The sequence below is a fragment of the Sporosarcina sp. P1 genome (assembly GCF_002743155.1).
Taxonomy (GTDB): domain Bacteria; phylum Bacillota; class Bacilli; order Bacillales_A; family Planococcaceae; genus Sporosarcina; species Sporosarcina ureae_B.
In genome coordinates, this window is record NZ_PDYS01000004.1 from 58097 (window position 1) to 80217 (window position 22121).

A 22121-nucleotide genomic window follows, 5' to 3' on the forward strand; every position below is an offset into this window, starting at 1 on the left:
CATAGAGCGGATACTGAGTCACGTAGAGCGGGTAAACGGATGGATAGAGCGGATGCCGGGTCGCATAGAGCGGATAAACGGATGGATAGAGCGGATGCCGAGTCACATAGAGCGGGTAGCGTGAAAGTATGAGCGCTTGGCCATGCATATATATGAGTGTTATCTCTTAGAGAAAATGAAACTAGACGATCGTAAGCGCAGAGCATCGATCAACGGCGCCCCCTTCCACGAAAAAAAGAGGAACCCATAACGGATTCCCCTTCCACTCTTACTTATTACAAATCATCAAAGCCGTTCAAATCACTAGTCTTCACGTACTGACGGCTAGTTTGTTCGAAGAAGTCCGTTTTCGTGTCGTCGAAGTTATCAACGTACGCGCGGATCCACTTCATTGGATTCTCTGTGAACTCTGGATAGATTTCGCTCAAGCCGAGCATGCGCAACATTTTGTTCGCGCGATACTTCACGTAGCCTTCCATCTCTTCTAGCTCCAGGCCATCGATTCCTGCTAATACATAGCGGCTCCAGATGACTTCTTGCTCGACGGAGTGGCGGAATTGGTCATAGATCCATTCCGTGAATTCGTCTGTGTTATACTCTGGATTTTCGGCCAAAGCTGCTCGGAAGATATCGCTGATCGCTTTACCGTGCTGCAGTTCGTCACGGTTGATGTACGAAATCATCGTGGATGTGCCAACCATTTTTTGATGGCGCGCTAAGTTATAGAAAAATGCGAAGCCACTGTAGAAGAATAGACCTTCTAATAATGTCGTATACACCATCGCTTTTAGAACTGTTTCGATTGTCGGGTTCTCCGCAAATTCATTGTAGACATCTACAATTCGTTCATTTCGCTTCATTAATACTTCGTCAGTGCGCCCCATTTCAAAGGCTTCCATTTGCTTGTCTAAGTTCGTGACAGATGAAAGTACATACGCGTAGCTATGGTTATGCTCACTTTCCTGGTCGGCAATAGTCGCGAGAATCGACTTGACGGAAGGATCCGTTGTGAAGTCTGCGATTTTCATTGCGATGACAGTTTGTGGACCGTCAAGTGTCGCCAGTAGGCCGATAATTTTTAGGAATGCGGATTGTTCTTCTTGTGTCAGGCTTGAGAACTGCTTGACATCTTGCGTCATGTCGACTTCATTTGCTGTCCAGAAAAGTGAACGGATTCGCTGACGTAATGTATAGAAATGAGGGTGCGCGATGTCGTTCCAGTTTAGGATGCCGCTTGCTTCGCCACCGAAAATAGCTGTCGCCTTATTCGGGTTTGCAGGATTCAGTACTTTTACTCTTGTAAGTGTCGCCAATGTTCGAGCACTCCTTTCGTCCAATTCGTAACCGTTTGTTCTTGTATACCACGCGGACTTTGTTCGATCTTCAGTGGGTCAAAAGGTGAATGATAGAATTTTGCTAGCTTGTCTGCGGCTTTGCAAAATAGATCGTCGCCGCCAAACTGCGTATCCCCTGTGCCAAAGACATAGACGAGCTCGGGTTTGTAACCGACGTCCGCCACGAAGTCTTTTACTTCATCGGGCGTTGCACCTTTTTCCCATGTGAATGAACCGATGCAGAGCGCGTCGTATTCTTTAACGTTTGGAATGACACCGATGCCGATACGATAGGTATCGACTTCGACGCCTTCACTTTGTAAACTTTCCGTAATCAATTCCGCTACTTCCTGTGTGTTGCCACTCCAGGATGCATAGGCGATTAAGAATGACACCACTCGCACTCCTCAATCTCCGCTGCAGTTGAACGCATATAGTACGTGGTTTTCATGCCGGATTTCCATGCCTGCAAGTGCAAATCCAAAATAACAGATGCGCGGATGGAGTTCGGTACATAAATATTGAATGAAATTGACTGATCGATGTGTTGCTGACGCGCGGCGTTTTGCTTGATAGACCAGCGCTGATCGACGATGTAAGCAGAACGACGGTAAATGTCATACGTATTATGATCTAGATCCGGTGCAATAACCGGTAATTTATAGTCTTTCTTCTCTTCATGGTAGAACGGTTTGAATACTGGGTCGATTGACGCTGTTGAACCTGCGATAACCGAAGTTGAACTGTTTGGTGCGACTGCCATCAAGTAGCCGTTCCGCATACCGTTCATTGCCACATCCATGCGCAGTTCACGCCATTTATTCGAATCGTATTCGCGTTGCTCGAAGTATTCGCCCGTTTGCCAATCCGAACCATCGAACAATGGATATGCGCCTTTTTCTTTCGATAATTCCATTGAAGCTTTAATTGTCAAATACGCGATATTTTCATACAGCTCGTCTGCGAAATTCACCGCTTCATCCGATTCCCACTGAATATTTTTCAATGCGAGTAAATGGTGCCAGCCAAATGTGCCAAGTCCAATTCCACGGTAGCGCGCATTTGTGCGTTGTGCTTGTACAACTGGGATTTGGTTCTGATCAATGACGTTATCGAGCATACGCACTTGAATGCGGATCAAACGGTCTAGCACGTCTGCTGTAACCGCTCTTCCAAGGTTAATCGATGACAGGTTACATACAACGAAATCGCCTGGCTTCGTGCGTGTGACGACCATATCGTCTTCTAGTGTTACGGATTCATGTGTAGATGCTGACATATTTTGAAGTATTTCTGAGCACAAATTACTAGAATAAATCATGCCTTCATGCTTATTCGGGTTCATACGGTTTACTTCATCACGGTAGAACATGAATGGCGTTCCTGTCTCGAGCTGGCTACGTAGGATACGCTTCATGATTTCAATCGCTGAAACCGTCTCTCTGGATAAATCTTCATTGCGGACACATTCTTCATACTTCTCGCGGAATGTTCCTTTCCCTTTTGTTTCGTCATAGAAGTCTTCTAATGAATAGCCCATTTTCGTACGGACTTCATGTGGATCGAATAAATGCCAGTCTTCGCGGGACTCGACTTTCTCCATGAATAAGTCCGGCAAGCAAACGCCTGTGAAAATGTCATGTGCGCGCAAACGGTCATCACCGTTATTGAGCTTGAGATCAAGGAATGTGAAGATGTCTTGATGCCATACGTCAAGATAAACGGCTACAGCCCCTTGACGTTGACCGAGTTGGTCGACACTGACTGCTGTATTGTTCAGCTGTTTGATCCATGGGAGAACACCGCTTGATGCCCCTTCGAAGCCACGAATCGATGCACCGCGAGAACGAACTTTCCCCATATAGACACCGATTCCGCCGCCGAATTTCGACAAGTTCGCGATATCAGTGTTGCTGTTGTAGATCCCTTGTAAGGAATCATCCACTGTATCGATAAAGCAACTTGATAGCTGTCCGTGCATCTTGCCTGCATTCGATAATGTAGGTGTCGCAACGGTCATGTACAAGTTGCTCATCGCCCAATATGCTTCGCCGACTTTATGAATGCGGTCTACTGTTTCATCTTGCATTAACGTCATGGCGATGATTAACCAGCGCTCTTGTGGAAGCTCCACTGATTGTTTCTTAAAGTTTACGGTGACGTAACGGTCTACCAATGTTTTCAATCCGATATATGTGAATAAAAGGTCACGAGAAGGATCGAGTAGCTTGCCGATTTCCTGAAGCTCGTCTTGGCTGTATTTCTCTGTCAGAACAGGTGTATATAAACCTTGTTCCACCAAGCGTTCTACATTTTTCGCAAAATCGGTATACACATCCGCTCCACGCAATGCTTTTTGCTTTGCATAGACGTCGAATAAATAAATACGCGCAGCTACAAACGTCCAATACGTGGTCGCTTCATCAATACGGCTTAAAGACTCTAGCACCATCGCATTCGTCCACTCAGTTGCCGAGCTTGCCGGGTGACGCTCCTGGAATTTTTCGCTCGCTTCGATCAACGGTTCGATTTGTTTCTTGCCGAATTCCTCTTGTAAGTTTTCCATCAATAGATTAAGTCCCACAGCTTCTTGAATAATAGCCATTATATCCGCTCCCTTTAGTTAATTAGTTCGGTTATATACTAAATAAAAAAACTCCCAATAAAATCGGGAGTCGTCAATTGACGCTTAGTAGATAGCGGAAAGTTTTAGGCAGACTGAAAAAAGACTGCTTTGTGCTTTCACTCTCCAACCCCGAAGAATGTTTTGCTGAGATGACTGGCAGGTCTACTGGCTGGCACATCGCTCTTCCATCTTTCCTTCCCGCCGAAGCAGTGGTTTTACAAGATAGTCGTCCGTGCCCTCAGTTGCGGGGGCAGCTCCGTTCGTGGCGGATTCCCTTTTAAACGTGGTGGGTACCAATTCATCTAATTGCTGTTACACACTATATATAGTGTATTGATTCATATATAACCCTAACATGTTGTGTTCAAACATGCAAAACAAAAATCGAACCGATGTTCAGAATCCTTCTTCTGAACTACGATTCGACTTTTGTTATTCAGTATTTTATAGTATATCAAACTTTTTACTTCTTGACTAAATTGTTTGTGTGAACGTTTTAATTAGATAGTGAAATTAGTGAGGAGAAGGGATTTCCGCTACAGCAGGGGGACGCTTTCCGAAGGGCGTGGCCTGAGCCAAGCGAACAGCGAAGGGTTCGCTTTGCCGTATTTCTGTGTACTTTGCAGAAATTAAGGCACCTGGCCAGGGTCTCAGACTCACGCTGATCCTCCCGGAGTCGCCAACTGCTTACGCTACAATCCTACTTTCTAACGTAGACCACCTAGAAAATTCACTGTATTTATTAGTTCCAATTCAAAGTCTTAAGATCAAAATATAAAAAGCCCAATATTATCTATCAATATCACAAACGATCTTCTGCTCTTTCAGCTGTTTCTTCCCAACACTCTGCGCCTTTTAAATCAGGGATGCTAGCTGCTTTGAAGACGGGGTTCCTGCCCGCCTTTCGTTGTTTGGTGAAGTCGTCGAGTACTTTGAAGGCAATTTTGCCCAGGAGTAGTATAACGACTAAGTTAATGATGGCCATTAGTCCCATGAATAAGTCGGCCATGTCCCAGACGACTTGTACTTTTGCAACGGCTCCGAAGTAGACCATAGCGAGTACGAGAACTTGGTAGATTCGTTTCCACAAGACGTTAGCGTTGATAAATTCGATGTTCGTTTCGCCATAGTAGTAGTTACCGATGATGGAACTGAAGGCGAAGAACATGATCGCTACGGCGATGAAGTATGGTGCCCATGCGCCTACGTGTACTTCCATGGATGCTTGCGTCAATAAGATACCGTTTGTTTCGCCTGATTGGTACAAGCCGCCAAGTAAGATAATGAAGGCAGTTGCTGAACAGATGATGATGGTATCGAAAAATACGCCTAATGATTGTACGAGTCCTTGTTTTGCTGGGTGCGATACGTTCGCTGTAGCTGCTGCGTTTGGCACACTACCCATACCTGCTTCATTGGAGAACAGACCTCGGCGTACACCTTGCATCATAGCCATACCGATTCCGCCACCCATGATTTCTTTAATACCGAATGCGTGCTCGAAAATTAATGCAATCATCGCTGGAACTTCTGTAATGTTCAATATCACAATATACAATGCTACGATAATATAAAATGTTGCCATTATAGGTACGATAGTCTGCGTTACTTTAACAATACGCTGCACACCACCAAAGACAATTACTGCCGTCAGAGCAATGAGTCCAACTCCTACAGCCCAATGTGGAATGCCGAATACGTCTGTGAACGATTGACTGATTGTGTTCGATTGCACTGCGTTAAAGATGAATCCGAAACACATCGTCAGTAAAATCGCAAAGACAATACCAAGTTTCCGCCAGCCTAACGCTTTTTGCATATAATACGCCGGCCCTCCGCGGAAAGTATCGCCGTCTTTCACTTTATACACTTGCGCCAATGTACTTTCAATGAATGCAGTCGCCATACCGATTATAGCGATAACCCACATCCAGAATACCGCGCCGGGCCCACCGATTCCGATCGCAAGGGCTACCCCTGCTACGTTACCTGTCCCTACACGTGACGCGGCACTAATTGTAAATGCTTGGAATGGCGATACCCCGTCGTTGCTATCCTTCTTCTCAACAATCAGACGGAACATCTCACCAAATAAGCGTACTTGTACAAATTTCGTGCGAATTGAGAAATATAAACCTGTTGCCAATAAAAGTCCGATTAAAACATATGTCCAAATGAAATTATTCGCCGGCCCTACAAGCCAGTTGATTGCATCTTGAAACATCTGACCACCTCCTCGTGTATTCTATACCCTACCCGCCTACTTGCTATGCATCACATAATAAAAAACTATTTTCTACTATCTACTTTGCATGACTATCGACGTTTTGTTTTCCAATAACTCTGCCGCATTTGCCATCAATTCGGTCAACGACTTCTTTCCATCATCCAATGAATGCAATTCGGTGAACCACACAAGAAGCTCTTGACGCGCTGCTTCTTCAATCGCTCCTGAAATGACAATAACCGGAACATCCTCTACCTTCGCAAGCTTCGCAATCCCCATTAATGCCTTGCCTGCAAGCGTCTGCCGATCCGTCTTACCTTCCCCTGTTACAATGAAATCTGCTGAAGATAGATGCTTTTCGAAATCCATCGCTTCGAGCATGACATCAATTCCACTTTCAAGACGCGCTCCACAATAGGCAATTAATGCACCCGCACTTCCCCCAGCCGCTCCGGCACCGCGTAACGCATGCAATCGCACGCCCATCTGCTTTTCCGTCTCGTCCGCCAAATGTCGTAACCCTTCATCCAGACGCAGAATCATCTCTGCATCCGCTCCTTTTTGCGGACCGAAAACAAACGACGCGCCTTGCTCACCGACAAACGGATTGTCCACATCAGATGCAATGCGAATGTCCGTCTCCAGCAAACGTTTATCCAGTTGCGAGGTATCGATTTCATTGATTAACGTAAGCGTAGCCCCATTCATCCGCAATAGCTGTCCATCAGAGAGGAAACGAACGCCTAGCGCTTCAAGCAAACCCGTTCCCCCATCATTCGTCGCACTCCCGCCAAGTCCAATGATCATTTTCCTGTAACCCATATCCAGCGCATGACGAATTAACTGCCCCGTGCCAAATGTTGACGCTTTCATTGGATCGAGTTCATGCTCCTCAAGCAACAGGAAACCGGACGCCTGTGCCATTTCAATGACCGCTGTCTCACCGTCACCAAGCATACCAAAGCATGCATCTACTGTGCGACCAAGCGGATCTTGCACAGATACGGTTCGCAACGTCCCGCCAGTTGACGCGACAAGGACAGCAAGCGTTCCCTCGCCACCATCCGCGACTGGTAAACGGACTACTTCTGCATGCGGATATACCTTCTTCACGCCACTATACATAGCGTCGGCCGCTTGATCTGCCTGTAAGCTGCCCTTAAATGCATCAGGGGCAATGACAATTTTCACAGCTCACACTCCCTTTATTCGTATTCTAGCAGATTATGCAGGAAAAGTTACCATAAATTATTGGATAGCTACTATATTTTTATACTATAGACTTTCCGCTGCCTGTGGTGGATGTGGATCCGATCATACTTTAGTGGAGTGCGCTCTATGAGGACGTTCATCCGCTCTATCAGCACGCGTTTCCGCTCATGGGCAACCGGAGAAGCCGAGCATACTTCTGCGGGAAGCGCTCTATGAGGACGTCTATCCGCTCTATCAGAATACGTTTCCGCTCATAGTCAACGGGCATCCGATCATACTTCTGCGGAGAACGCTCTATGAGTCTGTTTATCCGCTCTATCGGGGCGCGTTTCCGATCATAGGCAACCGGCATCCGATCATACTTCTGCGGAGAGCGCTCTATGAGTCTGTCTACCCGCTCTATCAGGACACGTTTCCGCTCATAGGCAACCTAAGTCCGATCATACTTCTGCGGAGAACGCTCTATGAGGCTGGCCAGCCGCCCTATCGGAACACATTTCCGCTCATAGTCAACGGGCATCCGATCATACTTCTGAGGAGAACGCTCTATGAGGCTGTCTACCCGCTCTATCGGGACACGTTTTGGCTCATAGTCAACGGAGATCCGATAGTACTTCTGTGGAAAGCGCTCTATGAGGACGTCTATCCGCTCTATCGGAATACGTTTCCGCTCATAGACAACGGGCATCCGAGCATACTTCTGCGGGAAGCGCTCTATGAGGACGTTCAGCCGCTCTATCGGGACACATTTCCGCTCATAGTCAACGAGTATCCGATCATACTGCTGCGGGAAGCGCTCTATGAGGCCGTTCATCCGCTCTATCGGGACACATTTCCGCTCATAGTCAACCGGCATCCGAGCATACTTCTGCGGAGAGCGCTCTATCAGTCTGTCTATCCGCTCTATCGGGACACGTTTCCGATCATAGGCAACCTAAGTCCGATCATACTTCTAAGGAGAACGCTCTATGAGTCTGTCTATCCGCTCTATAAGGACACGTTTTGGCTCATAGTCAACGGAGATCCGATCATACTTCTTCGAAAAGCGCTCTATGAGGACGTCTACCCGCTCTATAAGCCCCCAGTTCATCCCCCGTCTAACATCCACACAACAGGTTTTAAATGCCGCACCCTCAGGGAACACTACATACATAAGGAAGGGAGCGGGTGAAATATGGCTGAGTTACAAGTGAAAAACTGGACGAATCGAAAAAGTTATCAGAAGAGAAATCTATGGGCCGGCATATTATTCGGCCTTGGGTTTGTGGCGTTTTTGGATGAGACACTGTTCCATCAATTGCTGCATTGGCACAAGTTTTATGATAAATCTACCGTGGCGGTTGGCTTGGTGTCGGATGGTTTGTTTCATGCGTTCAGCTGGTTTGCGACGGTGGGCGGTTTGTATTTGGTAGCGGATTTGCGCAGAAGAAATGCGTTATGGCATAAGATGTTCTGGGGTGGCAAGTTACTCGGGGGCGGAGCGTTTCAATTATATGATGGAACTATTCAACACAAGGTCATGCGCATTCATCAGATTCGTTATAACGTGGACATTGTTCCGTATGATATCATTTGGAACGGTTCTGCGATTTTGATGATTGTGATCGGTCTGTTGCTCATCAAGTCCGCGCAACGGGATGCCCGCTCGGCGGAAAGGCTGATGCTTCATGCCACATGATTCATATATCAGTGTAACCGATTGGCTATTTGGGATTTCTGCGGTTCTCGCCATCCTATTATATGGAGTCGCTGTCTTTCATTCCAATCGGCAAAGACGTTTGCGAAAATGGCCACGGAGACGGATCGTGTTGTGGGTAGCGGGTGTAGTAGCCTCAGCAAGTGCTGTCGTCGGACCGCTTGCCGACCTGTCACATGATTCTTTCACATGGCATATGTTGGGCCATCTCTTGCTCGGCATGCTCGGCCCCCTTCTGTTGGCGCTCGCTGCTCCCATGACGTTATTGCTGCGGACACTACCCGTTCGGCAGGCACGTAAAGTAACCTACTTGCTAAAAAGCCGACTCGCAGGGTTCTATACACATCCCGTCACTGCATCCATTCTGAACATCGGCGGACTGTGGCTGTTATATACGACGGGTTTGTTTGCGGCCATGCACCACCATCTTTGGCTGCATATCTTGATCCATGTGCACGTGTTCGTTGCGGGATATTTATTTACCATTTCTCTTTTATACATCGATCCTGTATCTCACCGCTATAGTTACCGCTACCGCACTGTAGTCTTTATTGTGGCTCTTGCGGGACACGGAATTCTATCAAAATTCCTATATGCCTATCCGCCTGCCGGTGTACCTGTTGAAGAAGCGCGTGTAGGAGCTATGCTTATGTATTACGGAGGCGATGCGGTGGATCTTGTGTTGATCATTCTATTGTTTAGAAGCTGGTATCACTCAGCGAAACGGCAACAGACCAACATTCCATCCACTTCAGATGTTCATGTGTATAAGAGTGAAACGACACAAAACGCACCTGCCAACTACTAGGTGCGTTTTGTCTTCGGTTAGGCATTTCATTATTCGGCTATAGCTGTCATAATGGTCCCTTGGGCTGCGGCACACATCTTCTCTTCTCCATCTTTGACGGAAAAAACATCACAACGGCATACGGCTTGCCGCTTGCCTGCTGAAATAACTGTCGCCCGGGCAATTAACTTTTCACCAACAGCGGGCCGTATATAGTTGATTTTGTATTCTGCCGTCAATACGTTAGGGCCCAGAACGGAGCCGCCTACAAAGGTCAATGCGTTATCAGCTGCATAACCAATGACCCCACCGTGCACAAAGCCATGTTGCTGCAATACATGTTCCGTGATGGGAACTTCCAGAACGACTTCACCTGGTTTAAACTCCATCAATTCAGTACCTAACAGTTTGCTGAAAGACTGGGCTTCTAGTGCTTGCTTTCCGATATGGAACATTTCATTTTGCGTCATATTCTTGTCCTCCCCTTATAAAATGTTATCCTTCATTTGATTATGATCTCGGTGCAAACAATATGACAGACACACCAATCAGGCAAATACCCGCCCCTATGAAATCGTACAAATCAGGGGTTTTTTTATCAATTCCCCATCCCCATAATACAGATAGAAAAACGAACACTCCTCCATACGCTGCATACACTCTGCCAAAAGACGGGAATGTCTGGAATGTGACCACCACGCCATATACAATTAATGCAATGCCGCCGAATAAGCCAAACATCGCAGATTTACCTTCGCGCAGCCATTGCCAAATCAAATACCCTCCGCCAATTTCGGCCAAGCCGGCTAGGAGAAATATCACTACAACTTTCACCATCAGTAAACCTCCATTTAATCACTTCGGATAATCCAGCGTGGACTTTTCATCTATTGATAGTCGCATAACTTGTAAACACCCACTGGTTCACGTGCACAAGACCATTTCTTGAAAACTAGTACTAACCATATTATAATTCAGACAACTCAAAACACAAAAACCAGTTCAACGGTGTCAATTCGATTATACATGTGACCACAATAGAAAGAACTATTACGATAGAAAGTTGTTTAGGTGTTTGATAGAATATCACGCACAACATAATGTACATGATGAGTTCTGCCAAATAATTCACATCCACATAAAACAACCCGATTCCAAGTGAGAGACTCAACATCAATCCCATAGGCAACGCAGGTAAAATATAAGCTGAACTTCTGCCATGTTTCGCATACCAGACAATCATTGCAAGAAATGGCGTGAAAACTGCTACAAAGCCCCAATACTTCATATCATTCGTCGAATATACGCCAAATAAATAGGCTGAATACAGATAATAGCCGGTCAGCATTCCCAGAAAGAATAGCAACGTATGAATCGCTGCACGCATAGCCGTTTTACTGTATGCCGCAATACACGTCGCGATCAATACCCAAATCCCCATTCGAGTGAAGACATCTCCAAAGAAAGGGACAGAGTCCAAAAGCTTCGTCAGCAGGCCAAATAGAATACTGGCCACTAGCCAAGATACCAGCACTACTATTCTAGTCATTTTCATCTCTCTCACATCCATAACCTTCTGTTTTCCATGCACTTCGTATCTTATAACTATTGAGGAAAAATGTAAAAAGACTTACCGAAGTTCGATAAGCCGTTCACTACATCTTCCATTATTTCGCCAAAGCGATCTCAATATGTGCTAAATGATGCGCTTCATGCCAAGCCAACTTCGCGATCTTTTTCGCTACTGTAATCTCTCCGTTTATTTGATGAATAAATGTTCGTTGCAGTTGCTCTTCTGTCAGACTATTGCCTAACGCGACAATACGCTCATTGATCCCTTCGAGCATCTTAATGGAAGGCTCCACCGATAGCTCGGTGTCAGGGAGTACAGCCCACTTCTCTTGATCGAAAGCAGGTGCTGTTGGATGGTCGTCTGTTAACGCAAGCTTTAATCGCTGATACATAGTCAACTGCGAGTCTGTAATATGATGCACCAATTGACGAACTGTCCACGCACCTTCGCGATACGTATTAGTTAGTTCTTCGTCATTCAATGAATCTACAGTTCCCCTCAATCGAGTTGTATAGCTTTCAATTTCTAGTAACCACTTTCGAATATCTTCCAACGTCACTTGTTCAGGAACGTGTAAGTCTCCGATCGGAAATCGATGATCCATTACGAAACCCCCTCTTCATTACCTCATTATCCCATAAATTATCTGATTACTCTATGATTTTCTCAGCACTACTTTTTAAAAACTCTACTACATGTATTGACCCTCACGTTACGTCACACTTTATACTACATAATAAGGAGGTGCTGATAATGAAAATGAAGGTAAAGCAAGTCGCGGAATTAGTCGGTATTAGCGTGCGCACACTTCATCACTACGATGAAATCGGATTGCTGACACCCGAGGAAACCACAGACACGGGTTATCGCTATTACTCCGAACAGAATCTCGAGACGTTGCAGCAAATACTTTTTTTCAAAGAACTGGACTTTCCTCTGAAAGAAATCAAGGAAATTCTCAGCGATCCGTCATTTGACCGCCAGCAAGCTCTTCAGCTGCATCGAAAACTATTGCTTGAGAAACGCGACCGGATCGATCAAATGATTGCGACCATCGATAAAACTACACACTATCTAAAAGGAGAGATCGACATGTCGAATGAAGAGAAGTTTAAAGGATTTAATTTCAGTCAAAACCCATATGAAGAAGAAGCACGGAAATTATGGGGAGCAAAGGCGATCGAACAATCAAACACCGCATTCAAAAATACAGCCGTCGGAGAAAAGATGAATGACATCTACCGGAAATTGGCACAGCTCAAAAACACACCGCCTGAATCCACTGAAGCACAAACAGCTATTACAGAATGGTATGAGTTTTTGAATACGCATACTGGTCATCACTACACATTGGAAGCGTTCAAAGGGTTAGGGCATATGTATATAGCAGACGAACGCTTCACGACGAATATCGATCAATTTGGTGCAGGTTTGGCACAATTCATGTGCGAAGCGATGATCATTTTTGCAGATACTCACAAAGAATAAACATCCTCTTGCACGACAGATTTCAATCAATAGAAAAAGGGCTCCCGCTCGACAAAGCGGGTAGCCCATCTAGTTACCGTCTTTTCCGCGTCGCTTTCAGAATGTAACTGACGACAATGACAAAAATCAACGCGCCTACGATAGTAGGGACGACATAATAGTCTCCTAAACGCGGGCCCCAGCTGCCTAATAAATTGCCGCCAATCCACGCACCTATAATTCCCGTAATCATATTCCCCACAATACCACCTGGAACACTTTTTCCAATGAGTAGACTAGCAAACCAACCAATCACACCGCCAATTATTAAATACAAAAGGATACTCATTTCACACGCCCCTTCAGCTATTTTAAGTGTATTTACTACTCAAATTGCGAACATAATGAAGTGATCGAGTTACATCTTATTAGTAATCTATTCCTTGTTACAGCATAGTATTCATCATAAAAATCCGTGTAGGCGCATGTATGCAAAAAGTACCGCTCATATGTTCCAATCGTCGTGGATGATATAATTTACTACAGTACTAGATATACGCAGTAGGAACTGGAGGTTATAAAAGTATGCGATCCTTTCATTTCAACGGCAGTCGAATAGTGAAAACGAGGATAGCGATCTTTTTGACAGCTATTGTTTTATAGATGAACCCGTTATTACCTTACAGATGGTAAATTACACTATCCACAAACCACGTCCATGGGATTCTTCGTTAATTCCTACACTTCGATTCATTCTCCTCTCTAAACATATGTTCAATTTATGACAGCAAACACATTAATTCGACAAGATATGACAATTATCACTAGGTCCTGGCTAATCCGTAGTGTAAGTTATGGATAGAAGTTCGCTAGTTCATATACGAAATTTGTAGTTTGAGGAGAAATTTATAATGAAGAAAATAGCTTGGATTACGGATACGGCAGCACAAGTAGATGAGGCTTTTATTCAACGACATCATGTATCTGTACTTCCTCTTGGCCTAGTGTTTGAAGATCGATGCTATAGGGAATCACTGGATCTTACAGAAGACGAGTTTTATGATAAATTACGCGCTGCAAAAGGTTCACCTAAAACCTCACAACCTACAATTGGTGAGATGACTACTTTATATGAAAAACTGCAGACAGAAGGATATGACTTTGCTATTGCCGTGCATTTATCCAGTGGACTTTCAGGTACATTTGAAAGCGCTCAATCCGCAGCAAAAATGACAGACTTCCCTGTGTACCCTATTGATTCGAAAATCGGTTCCTTTCCGATGGTCAAAATGATTGAGATGGGGAATGAACTGTTTGCAGAAGGTAAAGGACCAGAAGAAGTCGTGGAAGCCCTTACTGCGATGACTGCAAATTCTAAGTTATCGTTTATCCCAGGTAGTCTAGGCCAATTGCATAAAAGTGGTCGCGTTTCAGGAACACAAGCATTTTTAAGTAATTTGCTGAACATAAAAGTTCTCATTAGTTTTGAGAACGGAAAAGCCGTGATGACGGAAAAAGTACGGTCCATGAAGCGGGCAAAAAAACATGTTACTTCCCTACTCCGTTCCGATATGGAAAAAGGTTCTGTACCAGAAGTAGCGGTTATTCATTGTCATAATCCACAGGACGCTAACATATGGAAGAACGAGCTACTAAAAGAATTTCCGACATTACACGTTCAAGTCGTTTCACTTAGTGTTTGTGTGGCCGTGCATGCAGGCGAAGGAACGACGGGATTAAGCTGGGTCACCTATTGAATATATAAAGGGACCGAATCCATTGTGAATTCGGTCCCTTCTTTGTTTATAAAACACTAAAACTCGTAACGTGTGCATTCTTCATAACCGATACGATGGGATGAGTCCCTTTTTATACAAGTACGCTACACCATTCAAAAACGAGCTCGGGACTTTCTTCCAAAAGAAATGTTTTTGATAAAATTGGCGATGAGCTTTTTTCAAATCACTCCACTGCCTGCAATCTTTTTGCTGTCTATACCGCGCCACGTCGATCAGTCTGATTTGATCGTCAGGCGTGATCAATATATTTCGCAAATGAATGTCTGACGGATTCAACCCTGCGTCGGATGCTAACGATAAAGCATAGTCGATTTCTTTAATATGTGCGTCTGTAATCAGCCGCCCATTTGTCAGGCAATCAAAAAGCGTATCTCCTTCCACGTAATCCATCACTAAATAATTCGTGCCTGCTTCATAAATACGTGGAAAATAATGAATATCCTTGAGTACTAGATAAATCTCAGCCTCTTCCTTCGCAATGTAGACGAAATTTGGAAAGAAAACTTTAATCGCCTTGTTCGAGGATTGAATTCGAAATACAAACGCACTTCTCCCTGTTCCGATAAGCTGCAGAGATGGATGAAAGTCCATTAGACGATTCTTTTGATTCACGACGATCGATTCCACAAGTTCCTGATATATACTCAAAGCGTAACCTCCAATAATTTTAAAAACAAAAAAGAGACATCAAAACCAATTAGTGGATTTGATATCTCTGTAAAAATCACAAGAGACCTCACCAAATAATTGGCAAGGTCTCGCAAACAACGTAAGTTGCCAGTAAAGCCGAGGATTCCCATCCTGTATTGACGACTTTTACTGTGATAGCTACTCCCCTTAACGGAAGTGTTCGTATATTAGTATAGGCTCACTATAAATTGAACCGCCTTATATGTCAACTAACTAGGAATGCATAGATATTTATTGACTCACTATGATAAAACAATCGACCTTTCTCATCGTACAGCTTGCCTGCTCAATTTACTTTTCACCACACCGATTAATGCAGGCAGGACAGATAAAAAGATAATTGCAAGCAACACCGTGGAAAAGTTCTCTTTAATAACAGGAATATTGCCGAATAAATACCCTAGCATCGTGCATAGACCTACCCAAAATGCCGCTCCAACGACATTATAGAAAGCAAAGTACCGATAATTCATGCGGCTCGCGCCCGCAACGAACGGAGCGAATGTCCGGACAAACGGCATAAAGCGGGCAATCAAGATAGTTTTTCCACCATGCGTATTAAAGAACGTCTCTGCAGCTCTCATTTTCTCTTGGTTTATCACTTTCCCTAGCCAACTGCCGGGAGAAATCGACATCCCCACTTTACGTCCAATATGGTAGTTCACTGTATCACCAAGGACAGCTGCAACGAAGAAGACCGCGACAAGCCACCAAATATTAAATGCATCTAACGCCGCAAATGCACCACCTGCGAACAGCAAAGAGTCACCAGGTAGAAATGGAAATATCACTACACCGGTTTCAATAAAAACGATTAAAAATAAGATGACGTACGACCAACCGCCAAAAATTTGAATGATATCGACTAGATGCTCATCAATGTGCAAGATAAAGCTGATTAGTCCTTGAATGAGATTCATGTACAGGCTCCTTTTTTGGAAAAATGACTTCGACGCGACGCAAGTGAGAATACCAAACGTATACACACGATCTATCTACTTTACGTTTGGCTTAGGGTATTTATCCTTGAAAAGTGCTAAGCCCGTAAAATAAATAGTATCCCTTCCCATTTGAAAGTAAAACAGGAGTTGGATACTAAGCGTTTGCGCCTACTTATGTGGTGTAGTAAATATACCATGGATTCCCGTAAGTTCATCCAACTTATTGTCTTTTCCAACTAATTGAACCCCACACCCGCTACACACGACCACGGTCGACGTATCGCGTGACCAGGCTAGCAACGAGCACACCGTATATCAAATGACTTCCTGTCCAGTACAACCATGCCATGCCGTCATCCGCTGCTGGCGGCCGGTCAGTCAGCAAGGTAAGGAAATACAACACACCGCTTCCCGCTGTGTACACAACCACATACGGCCACATATTGTATTGCCATTTGAAAAACTTCAATAGGTAAAACAGCCCCAATACACTGGCGATACAAAAAACGAAGTGAAAGACGATGCCGAACCAAGCGACATCCGAAAAGACATGAATGATGGGGAAGTAGTCTACATTATACAGTAAAACATACGCTTCATTTCCGGTTACGACCCATACGCCAAACAGGAGTAGCGCCAAAACGGCACCACTGACAATGCCTATGCTAACCAACTGCAAAAACTGCTTCATCTGCTTTCCCTCTTTTCCATAAGGTAGTTGGTTATCTATTCCCTTTGACTTTATGAATAAACGAACCTATTCATCCCGCTCTAGATTCGAAAAGTACGGATAAGCCGATGGATAATTCATCACTTTAAGGAGATTCATTGCCTCATGCTCTCGGGGGTCATACCATCACAAAAAGAGACCTCACCAAAAAACTGGTAAGGTCTCGCAAACAACACAATAGTTATTCTTTAATAGTATCCACAAGTCGCTTGGCATCTACCATCGACATGCCTTTATACTCCCGCAAGTACTTCACCGTTTTTACGACACCGAGAGTTTTTAATTTTTCCTGTGCAACGACGATTAATTCATCCTGACTTTCGACGGGACGCAATCTCTGAATCTCTTCCTTCAATACTCTAATTTGTTTGGCTTGCCCTAGGATCAGCAATAAGAATCCTACACTTGCTAAAGCGAGTGCTACAATTAATATACTTTCCGTATTCATAAACGAACCTCCCTAACTAGAGTACATTTCATTTTACTCTCTACCGTAATTCAACATTAACCAGCTACTAGTAAGATGTAATACATAGCCGATGCAAATCGTTCACGAGCATGTCGACATGTTCTTTCTTAGTAGACCAACTTGTGCAAAAACGAACCGCACTATGAGTTGCATCGACCTTTTCCCAGAAAGTGAATGAATACTTTTTACTCAGCTCTGTCATGACATACTCTGGCAAGATCGGGAATTGCTGATTAGTTTTTGAATCAAAACGTAATGCAAATCCGTTCTCCACAAATGCTTGTCGGAGAATCAACGCCATTTCCACAGCATGTTTCGAGACTTCATAGTACAAACCATCTTCGAACAACGTTTCAAACTGGATGCCTAACAGTCTTCCTTTAGCGAGCAAGCCGCCTCTTTGTTTGATAAAATACCGGAAATCCTTTTTCAATGAATCATTGGTAATGACGACCGCTTCACCAAACAACGCACCAACTTTCGTTCCGCCAATATAGAATACATCACATAGTCGTGCATAATCCGCTAACGTAATATCATTATCAACCGAAGCCAAACCATACCCAAGTCGGGCACCGTCCAGTACTAATGGCAACTCGCATTCTCCACACACTTTACTCAAAGCTTCCAATTCCGCTTTAGTATAGGTCGTTCCATTTTCTGTAGGGTTTGAAATGTATACGAGACCTGGCTGTACACAATGCTCCGGGCTCGCGTCATTCCAGTGAGCATCCACTAACTCTTTCACTTGCTCCGCTGTAATTTTCCCGTCCTCGCTAGGTACAGTAAGCACTTTATGTCCAGTAGATTCAATAGCGCCCGTTTCATGCGTCGCAATATGTCCACTCTCGGCAGCGATTGCGCCTTGGTACGGACGTAAAATCGACGCGATGATCGTAGTATTTGTTTGAGTGCCTCCTACTAAAAAGTGAACATCTGCCTCTTTCGCTTCACACTCTTTACGAATATACTCTCTAGCTTTCTCGCAGTGTTCATCCATACCGTATCCCGGCGTTTGTTCTTCATTTGTTTCGATCAATCGTTGCAGAATTCGCGTATGCGCGCCTTCCGTATAATCATTTTCAAATCGTATCATAGTTGTCCATCTCCAAATATGCCTGATTTTTTCTGCAAGTATACCATAGAATGATGGATTTTTGTTACATATTACATTGTTCTTTCAATGACGAATTTTCCGATTTTTATTTCACAAACAGCTGTTGCATTTCACTGTCTTCTTGTAACTTTTCTTGAATGAAAACATCCAATTCTTCTTTATTTGTAAAGTCGTTTAACTCTTTGCCATACCAGTCCTGCAATTCCGATTTGTTGATTTCATAGGTGTAGTTTCCAAAATCAAAATCCACCCACTCCGCATTATCAATGAGCGTGAATAAATAGCTTGCATTATAAACCGCTGTCTCTTTATAATCCCTTTCTCCCATCGCCGCATCCATATTTTCATACTGGATCGTCATACCATACGGTTCTGTTTTGGTTTCAAGCGAAACTTCTTCAAACTGCTCAGCGTAACGCAGTTGCTCGATTATATGAATTACTGCACTGTTATCGCCAATAAATGATCCTTTGTATTGGAATACATCTTCACTTGGCTGATCGGGAGTGGAACTGCAACAAGTTAAGAACAGTATTACTAGTAATGAAGACCAAAAGTATTTTGTGAAGTTTTTCATGGTATTCTCCTTTGGTAAAATGTTTTCCCTATCGCGCAATGAACATGACGATAGACGTTACTTGGATTTTACGTTGCTTGCCCACATTTGTGCTCAAAGTCGAGATAGTGGTTGGAACCCGTTGATCTGCGCTGCAGCCGGACGCGTTCCGGAGGGCGGGCGGTGAACCACACTCCTCACTTCGCTCGCTAGGTGTTTCACCTGTCAATGCAAAGATGTGCTCCTTCCCGCTACGCTTCACTCGCAAAAGCCGTTCTTCGTTACGGCTCTCGCTGATCCTCCCAGAGTCGCCGGCTGTAGCGAAGATCAACTAAGTGTTCGGAATTAAATATTGTGCCATAACCAGCCCCCGAATACTGAAAGATTTGAATAACTTCAAAAAACAATAGTGTTACCAGAATAGAAACAACCAAAATCGTTGACAAAATTCTACCTACTTTTGCTCCCCAATCACTTTTGAATTTATACCCAATAATTAAGGCTGGTATATAAAAAGCAAGAGAATAAAATACTGTATAATGCAAACCCGTATTACCGTTTGACCAAGGTTTTACACTCATAAAACGCAAAATATAATCGCCAATAGCATCGTATTTTCCAAAAGAGACAGAAAATAATATACCCAATATAAATAACAATAACGACAATGATCCCAATCCAAACTTTTTATGAGTTTTAACATTTTCAATACTATTGTTCACCACTAGATTCACCCACTTTTTTATTTCAATTAATCATAATCTGGCCCTATTGTCTAACTGTGAACCTAATCTTATTTTTCTATTAGTATAGCAGAATTATCCAGTTTTTAAAAAAGCAAATGACACCGCTATATCCAGTTCCACTTAGTGTTCTAATCGGATATTAATTCGATCAAAAAAATCCCGCAGGAGACGATGCTGTCTCCTGCGGGATTTTTTAAACTTAAGCTTCTACTGTTTGTTTTTCAAGTGATTCATTATACATATCCGTATCCAGTTCACCCGTCACGCGGGCTGTTGTGACACCTGCTGTCATCGAGCCACTGACGTTTACAGCAGTACGACCCATATCAATCAATGGTTCAACAGAAATCAATAACCCCGCGAGTGCGACTGGAAGATTTAGTGCCGATAAGACAAGAATGGCGGCAAATGTCGCGCCTCCCCCAACACCAGCTACACCAAATGAGCTAACTGCTACGATTGCAATTAATGTGACTAAAAATGTTGGGTCAAGTGGATTTTGACCTACTGATGGAGCAATCATGACAGCGAGCATCGCTGGGTAAATTCCTGCACAGCCATTTTGCCCGATGGATAAACCAAATGAACCAGAAAAGTTTGCGATCCCTTCAGGTACACCTAAGCGGTTTGTTTGTGCATGAATCGTTAACGGTAATGTGCCCGCGCTTGAGCGTGATGTGAAAGCAAATATCAACGCTTCTCCTGCTTTTTTCACATACGTCACTGGGTTTAATCCCGATAGTGTAATAATGAGCAAGTGAATACCGAACATCACCACTAAGGCGACATAAGAAGCAAAGACAAACTTCCCGAGACTGTAAATTGCCATAAAGTCAGACGTCGCTACAGTTCGAGCGATAATCGCCAAAATACCATATGGCGTCAAACGCAGAACGATTCGTACAACACCCATGATCAATGCGTAAATCGCATCAATTCCTTTTTTCACTGTTACCGCATTTTCTTCATCTCTTCTTGTAATCGCTAAGTAGGCAAACCCAAGGAACGCCGCAAAAATAACGACCCCAATGGTTGAAGTTGGACGTGCCCCTGTGAAATCTAGGAAAGGATTAGCAGGTAGTAAATCAATGAGCTTGTCAGGCAACGAAAGATCGGCTACAGTTTCGTAGTTTTCTTCCATCGAAAGCCCACGTGCCGCTTCTGCTTCTCCTTGTACAATTTCAGATGCGTCCAGTCCAAATAGAAGCGTAACTGAAATTCCTACAATCGCGGCAATCGCGGTTGTACCCACGAGCATACCTAAAATCGTAGCCGCCATCTTCCCAAAGTTTTTTCCAATGGTCACTTTCGTAAAGGCTGCCAATATGGAAATAAATACAAGTGGCATCACGATCATTTGCAGTAATTTAACATAGCCGCCACCTATTAGGTTAAACCATGGCATCGACTGCTTGAGGATCTCAGATTCTGTTCCATATGCGAAATGTAATATAAGTCCGTAGCCAATCCCGAGTCCAAGCCCCGTAAAAACGCGTTTTGAAAATGAAACCTTTTTACGATTCATTCTATATAACAAGCCTACGAGCAACAATAGACCCGCAATGTTCACAATAAGTAAAAAAGTATTCATCTTTCCATCCCCTTCTATTTTTATATTATTGTAGATTTTGATATAGTTTACACTTTATCCCCTTAATCCCTATTCGTCAAGTATGATTTTAAATAATCTAACATTAGCCAATCTGTTACGCTATTAACTTACACCGAAGACTGTAATAAAAAGGGAATATCGACTAAGCTAAATAGAGTCGGTATCCCCTTAAAATTTATGAAATTTTCATGATTGTTTCTCTACTACAAATACTGAATCATAATCGACATAGTTACCGCTACTTGATTAGAACCTAAGCAGTTTAGCGGTAACAATTAATAAGTGACTGGCGCTAGTCATCGCATCAGTGACTTAAAATAAAGCTATTTCTTGAATTAGCTTTTCCTAAAGTTCCTTGGGGACGAAAAAATAATTTACTTAAACATTGCGGCGTGTTTTACGTAGTATAAATATACCTTTTATTCTTCTTTACCCACTATACAAAAGATGAGAGTTTCATACTTTCTAAAAAAGTTATGTAATATACTATGTATAGTATTACACACAATATCAATGTACATATGATGTATTTTAATGTA

23 protein-coding genes and 1 riboswitch are annotated in these 22121 nt (G+C 43.6%); of the genes, 4 read left to right on the forward strand and 19 right to left on the reverse strand.

Annotated features, from left to right (window positions below):
- Positions 1-275: 275 nt before the first annotated feature.
- The 6 genes from CSV73_RS06425 to CSV73_RS06450 all read right to left on the reverse strand — a co-directional run bounded on the left by CSV73_RS06425 (position 276) and on the right by CSV73_RS06450 (position 8255).
- The gene (locus CSV73_RS06425) at positions 276-1313 is read right to left on the reverse strand and encodes a ribonucleotide-diphosphate reductase subunit beta (RefSeq protein WP_085132599.1); all 1038 of its coding nucleotides are present in this window, start codon (positions 1311-1313) and stop codon (positions 276-278) included.
- The gene (locus tag CSV73_RS06430) at positions 1292-1729 is read right to left on the reverse strand and encodes a flavodoxin (RefSeq protein ID WP_099626920.1); all 438 of its coding nucleotides are present in this window, start codon (positions 1727-1729) and stop codon (positions 1292-1294) included. Before CSV73_RS06430 ends, CSV73_RS06425 begins: the two co-directional genes overlap by 22 nt.
- Positions 1717-3939 (reverse strand): ribonucleoside-diphosphate reductase subunit alpha, encoded by a 2223-nt coding sequence (locus CSV73_RS06435; protein ID WP_085132597.1) that lies wholly within the window; start codon positions 3937-3939, stop codon positions 1717-1719. The genes CSV73_RS06430 and CSV73_RS06435 overlap by 13 nt, the downstream gene beginning before the upstream one ends.
- A 159-nt stretch (positions 3940-4098) precedes the next feature.
- Positions 4099-4274: riboswitch (cobalamin riboswitch) on the reverse strand.
- Between the two features lie 488 nt (positions 4275-4762).
- Complete coding sequence (locus CSV73_RS06440; RefSeq protein WP_085132596.1) at positions 4763-6184, reverse strand: alanine/glycine:cation symporter family protein; 1422 nt, start codon at positions 6182-6184, stop codon at positions 4763-4765.
- 75 nt (positions 6185-6259) lie between these two features.
- The gene (locus CSV73_RS06445) at positions 6260-7378 is read right to left on the reverse strand and encodes a glycerate kinase (RefSeq protein ID WP_099626921.1); all 1119 of its coding nucleotides are present in this window, start codon (positions 7376-7378) and stop codon (positions 6260-6262) included.
- Positions 7379-7829: 451 nt separating this feature from the next.
- Positions 7830-8255: a hypothetical protein gene (locus CSV73_RS06450; protein ID WP_099626922.1), complete on the reverse strand. Its 426-nt coding sequence runs from the start codon at positions 8253-8255 to the stop codon at positions 7830-7832.
- A gap of 318 nt (positions 8256-8573) precedes the next feature.
- On the opposite strand from CSV73_RS06450, the gene CSV73_RS06455 reads away from it, so the two are divergent.
- Positions 8574-9077, forward strand: coding sequence for a DUF2243 domain-containing protein (locus tag CSV73_RS06455; protein ID WP_099626923.1), 504 nt, complete (start codon positions 8574-8576; stop codon positions 9075-9077).
- Positions 9067-9903 carry a cytochrome c oxidase assembly protein gene (locus CSV73_RS06460; RefSeq protein WP_099626924.1) on the forward strand — a complete coding sequence of 279 codons (837 nt, stop codon included), beginning with the start codon at positions 9067-9069 and terminating at the stop codon, positions 9901-9903. Before CSV73_RS06455 ends, CSV73_RS06460 begins: the two co-directional genes overlap by 11 nt.
- A 29-nt stretch (positions 9904-9932) precedes the next feature.
- Here CSV73_RS06460 and CSV73_RS06465 read toward each other — a convergent pair whose 3' ends face one another.
- The 4 genes from CSV73_RS06465 to CSV73_RS06480 form a co-directional block, all read right to left on the reverse strand.
- Positions 9933-10352 carry a PaaI family thioesterase gene (locus CSV73_RS06465; protein WP_099626925.1) on the reverse strand — a complete coding sequence of 140 codons (420 nt, stop codon included), beginning with the start codon at positions 10350-10352 and terminating at the stop codon, positions 9933-9935.
- A 40-nt stretch (positions 10353-10392) separates the two neighbouring features.
- A complete protein-coding gene (locus CSV73_RS06470) occupies positions 10393-10719 on the reverse strand; it encodes a YnfA family protein (protein WP_099626926.1) in 327 nt (108 codons plus the stop codon).
- 130 nt (positions 10720-10849) lie between these two features.
- The gene (locus CSV73_RS06475) at positions 10850-11431 is read right to left on the reverse strand and encodes a hypothetical protein (RefSeq protein WP_099627029.1); all 582 of its coding nucleotides are present in this window, start codon (positions 11429-11431) and stop codon (positions 10850-10852) included.
- Positions 11432-11549: 118 nt separating this feature from the next.
- Entirely contained in the window at positions 11550-12059 is a 510-nt protein-coding gene (locus CSV73_RS06480; protein WP_099626927.1) for a YfiT family bacillithiol transferase, read from the reverse strand.
- A 149-nt stretch (positions 12060-12208) separates the two neighbouring features.
- Between CSV73_RS06480 and CSV73_RS06485 the strand changes: the two genes are divergently transcribed.
- On the forward strand, positions 12209-12943 hold the full coding sequence (locus tag CSV73_RS06485; protein WP_099626928.1) for a MerR family transcriptional regulator: 735 nt from the start codon (positions 12209-12211) through the stop codon (positions 12941-12943).
- Between the two features lie 73 nt (positions 12944-13016).
- Here the strand turns inward: CSV73_RS06485 and CSV73_RS06490 are convergent, their stop codons facing one another.
- Positions 13017-13271, reverse strand: a complete 255-nt coding sequence (locus CSV73_RS06490) for a GlsB/YeaQ/YmgE family stress response membrane protein (protein WP_099626929.1) — start codon at positions 13269-13271, stop codon at positions 13017-13019.
- A 562-nt stretch (positions 13272-13833) separates the two neighbouring features.
- Between CSV73_RS06490 and CSV73_RS06495 the strand changes: the two genes are divergently transcribed.
- Entirely contained in the window at positions 13834-14679 is an 846-nt protein-coding gene (locus tag CSV73_RS06495) for a DegV family protein (RefSeq protein ID WP_099626930.1), read from the forward strand.
- Between the two features lie 81 nt (positions 14680-14760).
- Here the strand turns inward: CSV73_RS06495 and CSV73_RS06500 are convergent, their stop codons facing one another.
- The 8 genes from CSV73_RS06500 to CSV73_RS06535 all read right to left on the reverse strand — a co-directional run bounded on the left by CSV73_RS06500 (position 14761) and on the right by CSV73_RS06535 (position 21561).
- Positions 14761-15369 carry a serine/threonine protein kinase gene (locus CSV73_RS06500; RefSeq protein ID WP_099626931.1) on the reverse strand — a complete coding sequence of 203 codons (609 nt, stop codon included), beginning with the start codon at positions 15367-15369 and terminating at the stop codon, positions 14761-14763.
- A gap of 308 nt (positions 15370-15677) precedes the next feature.
- Positions 15678-16331, reverse strand: a complete 654-nt coding sequence (locus CSV73_RS06505) for a VTT domain-containing protein (protein ID WP_085132585.1) — start codon at positions 16329-16331, stop codon at positions 15678-15680.
- Between the two features lie 277 nt (positions 16332-16608).
- Complete coding sequence (locus CSV73_RS06510) at positions 16609-17043, reverse strand: hypothetical protein (RefSeq protein WP_099626932.1); 435 nt, start codon at positions 17041-17043, stop codon at positions 16609-16611.
- Positions 17044-17263: 220 nt separating this feature from the next.
- Positions 17264-17530: a hypothetical protein gene (locus tag CSV73_RS06515; RefSeq protein ID WP_099626933.1), complete on the reverse strand. Its 267-nt coding sequence runs from the start codon at positions 17528-17530 to the stop codon at positions 17264-17266.
- A 67-nt stretch (positions 17531-17597) separates the two neighbouring features.
- Positions 17598-18647, reverse strand: coding sequence for a threonine aldolase family protein (locus CSV73_RS06520; RefSeq protein ID WP_099626934.1), 1050 nt, complete (start codon positions 18645-18647; stop codon positions 17598-17600).
- A gap of 106 nt (positions 18648-18753) precedes the next feature.
- The gene (locus CSV73_RS06525) at positions 18754-19245 is read right to left on the reverse strand and encodes a DUF4825 domain-containing protein (RefSeq protein ID WP_099626935.1); all 492 of its coding nucleotides are present in this window, start codon (positions 19243-19245) and stop codon (positions 18754-18756) included.
- A gap of 260 nt (positions 19246-19505) precedes the next feature.
- Positions 19506-19946, reverse strand: a complete 441-nt coding sequence (locus CSV73_RS06530) for a hypothetical protein (protein ID WP_143560931.1) — start codon at positions 19944-19946, stop codon at positions 19506-19508.
- Between the two features lie 223 nt (positions 19947-20169).
- Positions 20170-21561, reverse strand: a complete 1392-nt coding sequence (locus tag CSV73_RS06535; RefSeq protein WP_099626937.1) for an L-cystine transporter — start codon at positions 21559-21561, stop codon at positions 20170-20172.
- Between the last annotated feature and the right edge of the window lie 560 nt (positions 21562-22121).

What these genes read in the sequence shown, in the direction of transcription:
- CSV73_RS06435 (WP_085132597.1), bottom strand. Translation starts at nt 3,939, where the DNA reads ATGGCTATTATTCAAGAAGCTGTGGGACTTAATCTATTGATGGAAAAC.
- CSV73_RS06440 (WP_085132596.1), bottom strand. Translation starts at nt 6,184, where the DNA reads ATGTTTCAAGATGCAATCAACTGGCTTGTAGGGCCGGCGAATAATTTC.
- CSV73_RS06450 (WP_099626922.1), bottom strand. Translation starts at nt 8,255, where the DNA reads ATGCCGGTTGACTATGAGCGGAAATGTGTCCCGATAGAGCGGATGAAC.
- CSV73_RS06455 (WP_099626923.1), top strand. Translation starts at nt 8,574, where the DNA reads ATGGCTGAGTTACAAGTGAAAAACTGGACGAATCGAAAAAGTTATCAG.
- CSV73_RS06460 (WP_099626924.1), top strand. Translation starts at nt 9,067, where the DNA reads ATGCCACATGATTCATATATCAGTGTAACCGATTGGCTATTTGGGATT.
- CSV73_RS06465 (WP_099626925.1), bottom strand. Translation starts at nt 10,352, where the DNA reads ATGACGCAAAATGAAATGTTCCATATCGGAAAGCAAGCACTAGAAGCC.
- CSV73_RS06470 (WP_099626926.1), bottom strand. Translation starts at nt 10,719, where the DNA reads ATGGTGAAAGTTGTAGTGATATTTCTCCTAGCCGGCTTGGCCGAAATT.
- CSV73_RS06475 (WP_099627029.1), bottom strand. Translation starts at nt 11,431, where the DNA reads ATGACTAGAATAGTAGTGCTGGTATCTTGGCTAGTGGCCAGTATTCTA.
- CSV73_RS06480 (WP_099626927.1), bottom strand. Translation starts at nt 12,059, where the DNA reads ATGGATCATCGATTTCCGATCGGAGACTTACACGTTCCTGAACAAGTG.
- CSV73_RS06485 (WP_099626928.1), top strand. Translation starts at nt 12,209, where the DNA reads ATGAAAATGAAGGTAAAGCAAGTCGCGGAATTAGTCGGTATTAGCGTG.
- CSV73_RS06490 (WP_099626929.1), bottom strand. Translation starts at nt 13,271, where the DNA reads ATGAGTATCCTTTTGTATTTAATAATTGGCGGTGTGATTGGTTGGTTT.
- CSV73_RS06495 (WP_099626930.1), top strand. Translation starts at nt 13,834, where the DNA reads ATGAAGAAAATAGCTTGGATTACGGATACGGCAGCACAAGTAGATGAG.
- CSV73_RS06505 (WP_085132585.1), bottom strand. Translation starts at nt 16,331, where the DNA reads ATGAATCTCATTCAAGGACTAATCAGCTTTATCTTGCACATTGATGAG.
- CSV73_RS06510 (WP_099626932.1), bottom strand. Translation starts at nt 17,043, where the DNA reads ATGAAGCAGTTTTTGCAGTTGGTTAGCATAGGCATTGTCAGTGGTGCC.
- CSV73_RS06515 (WP_099626933.1), bottom strand. Translation starts at nt 17,530, where the DNA reads ATGAATACGGAAAGTATATTAATTGTAGCACTCGCTTTAGCAAGTGTA.
- CSV73_RS06520 (WP_099626934.1), bottom strand. Translation starts at nt 18,647, where the DNA reads ATGATACGATTTGAAAATGATTATACGGAAGGCGCGCATACGCGAATT.
- CSV73_RS06525 (WP_099626935.1), bottom strand. Translation starts at nt 19,245, where the DNA reads ATGAAAAACTTCACAAAATACTTTTGGTCTTCATTACTAGTAATACTG.
- CSV73_RS06535 (WP_099626937.1), bottom strand. Translation starts at nt 21,561, where the DNA reads ATGAATACTTTTTTACTTATTGTGAACATTGCGGGTCTATTGTTGCTC.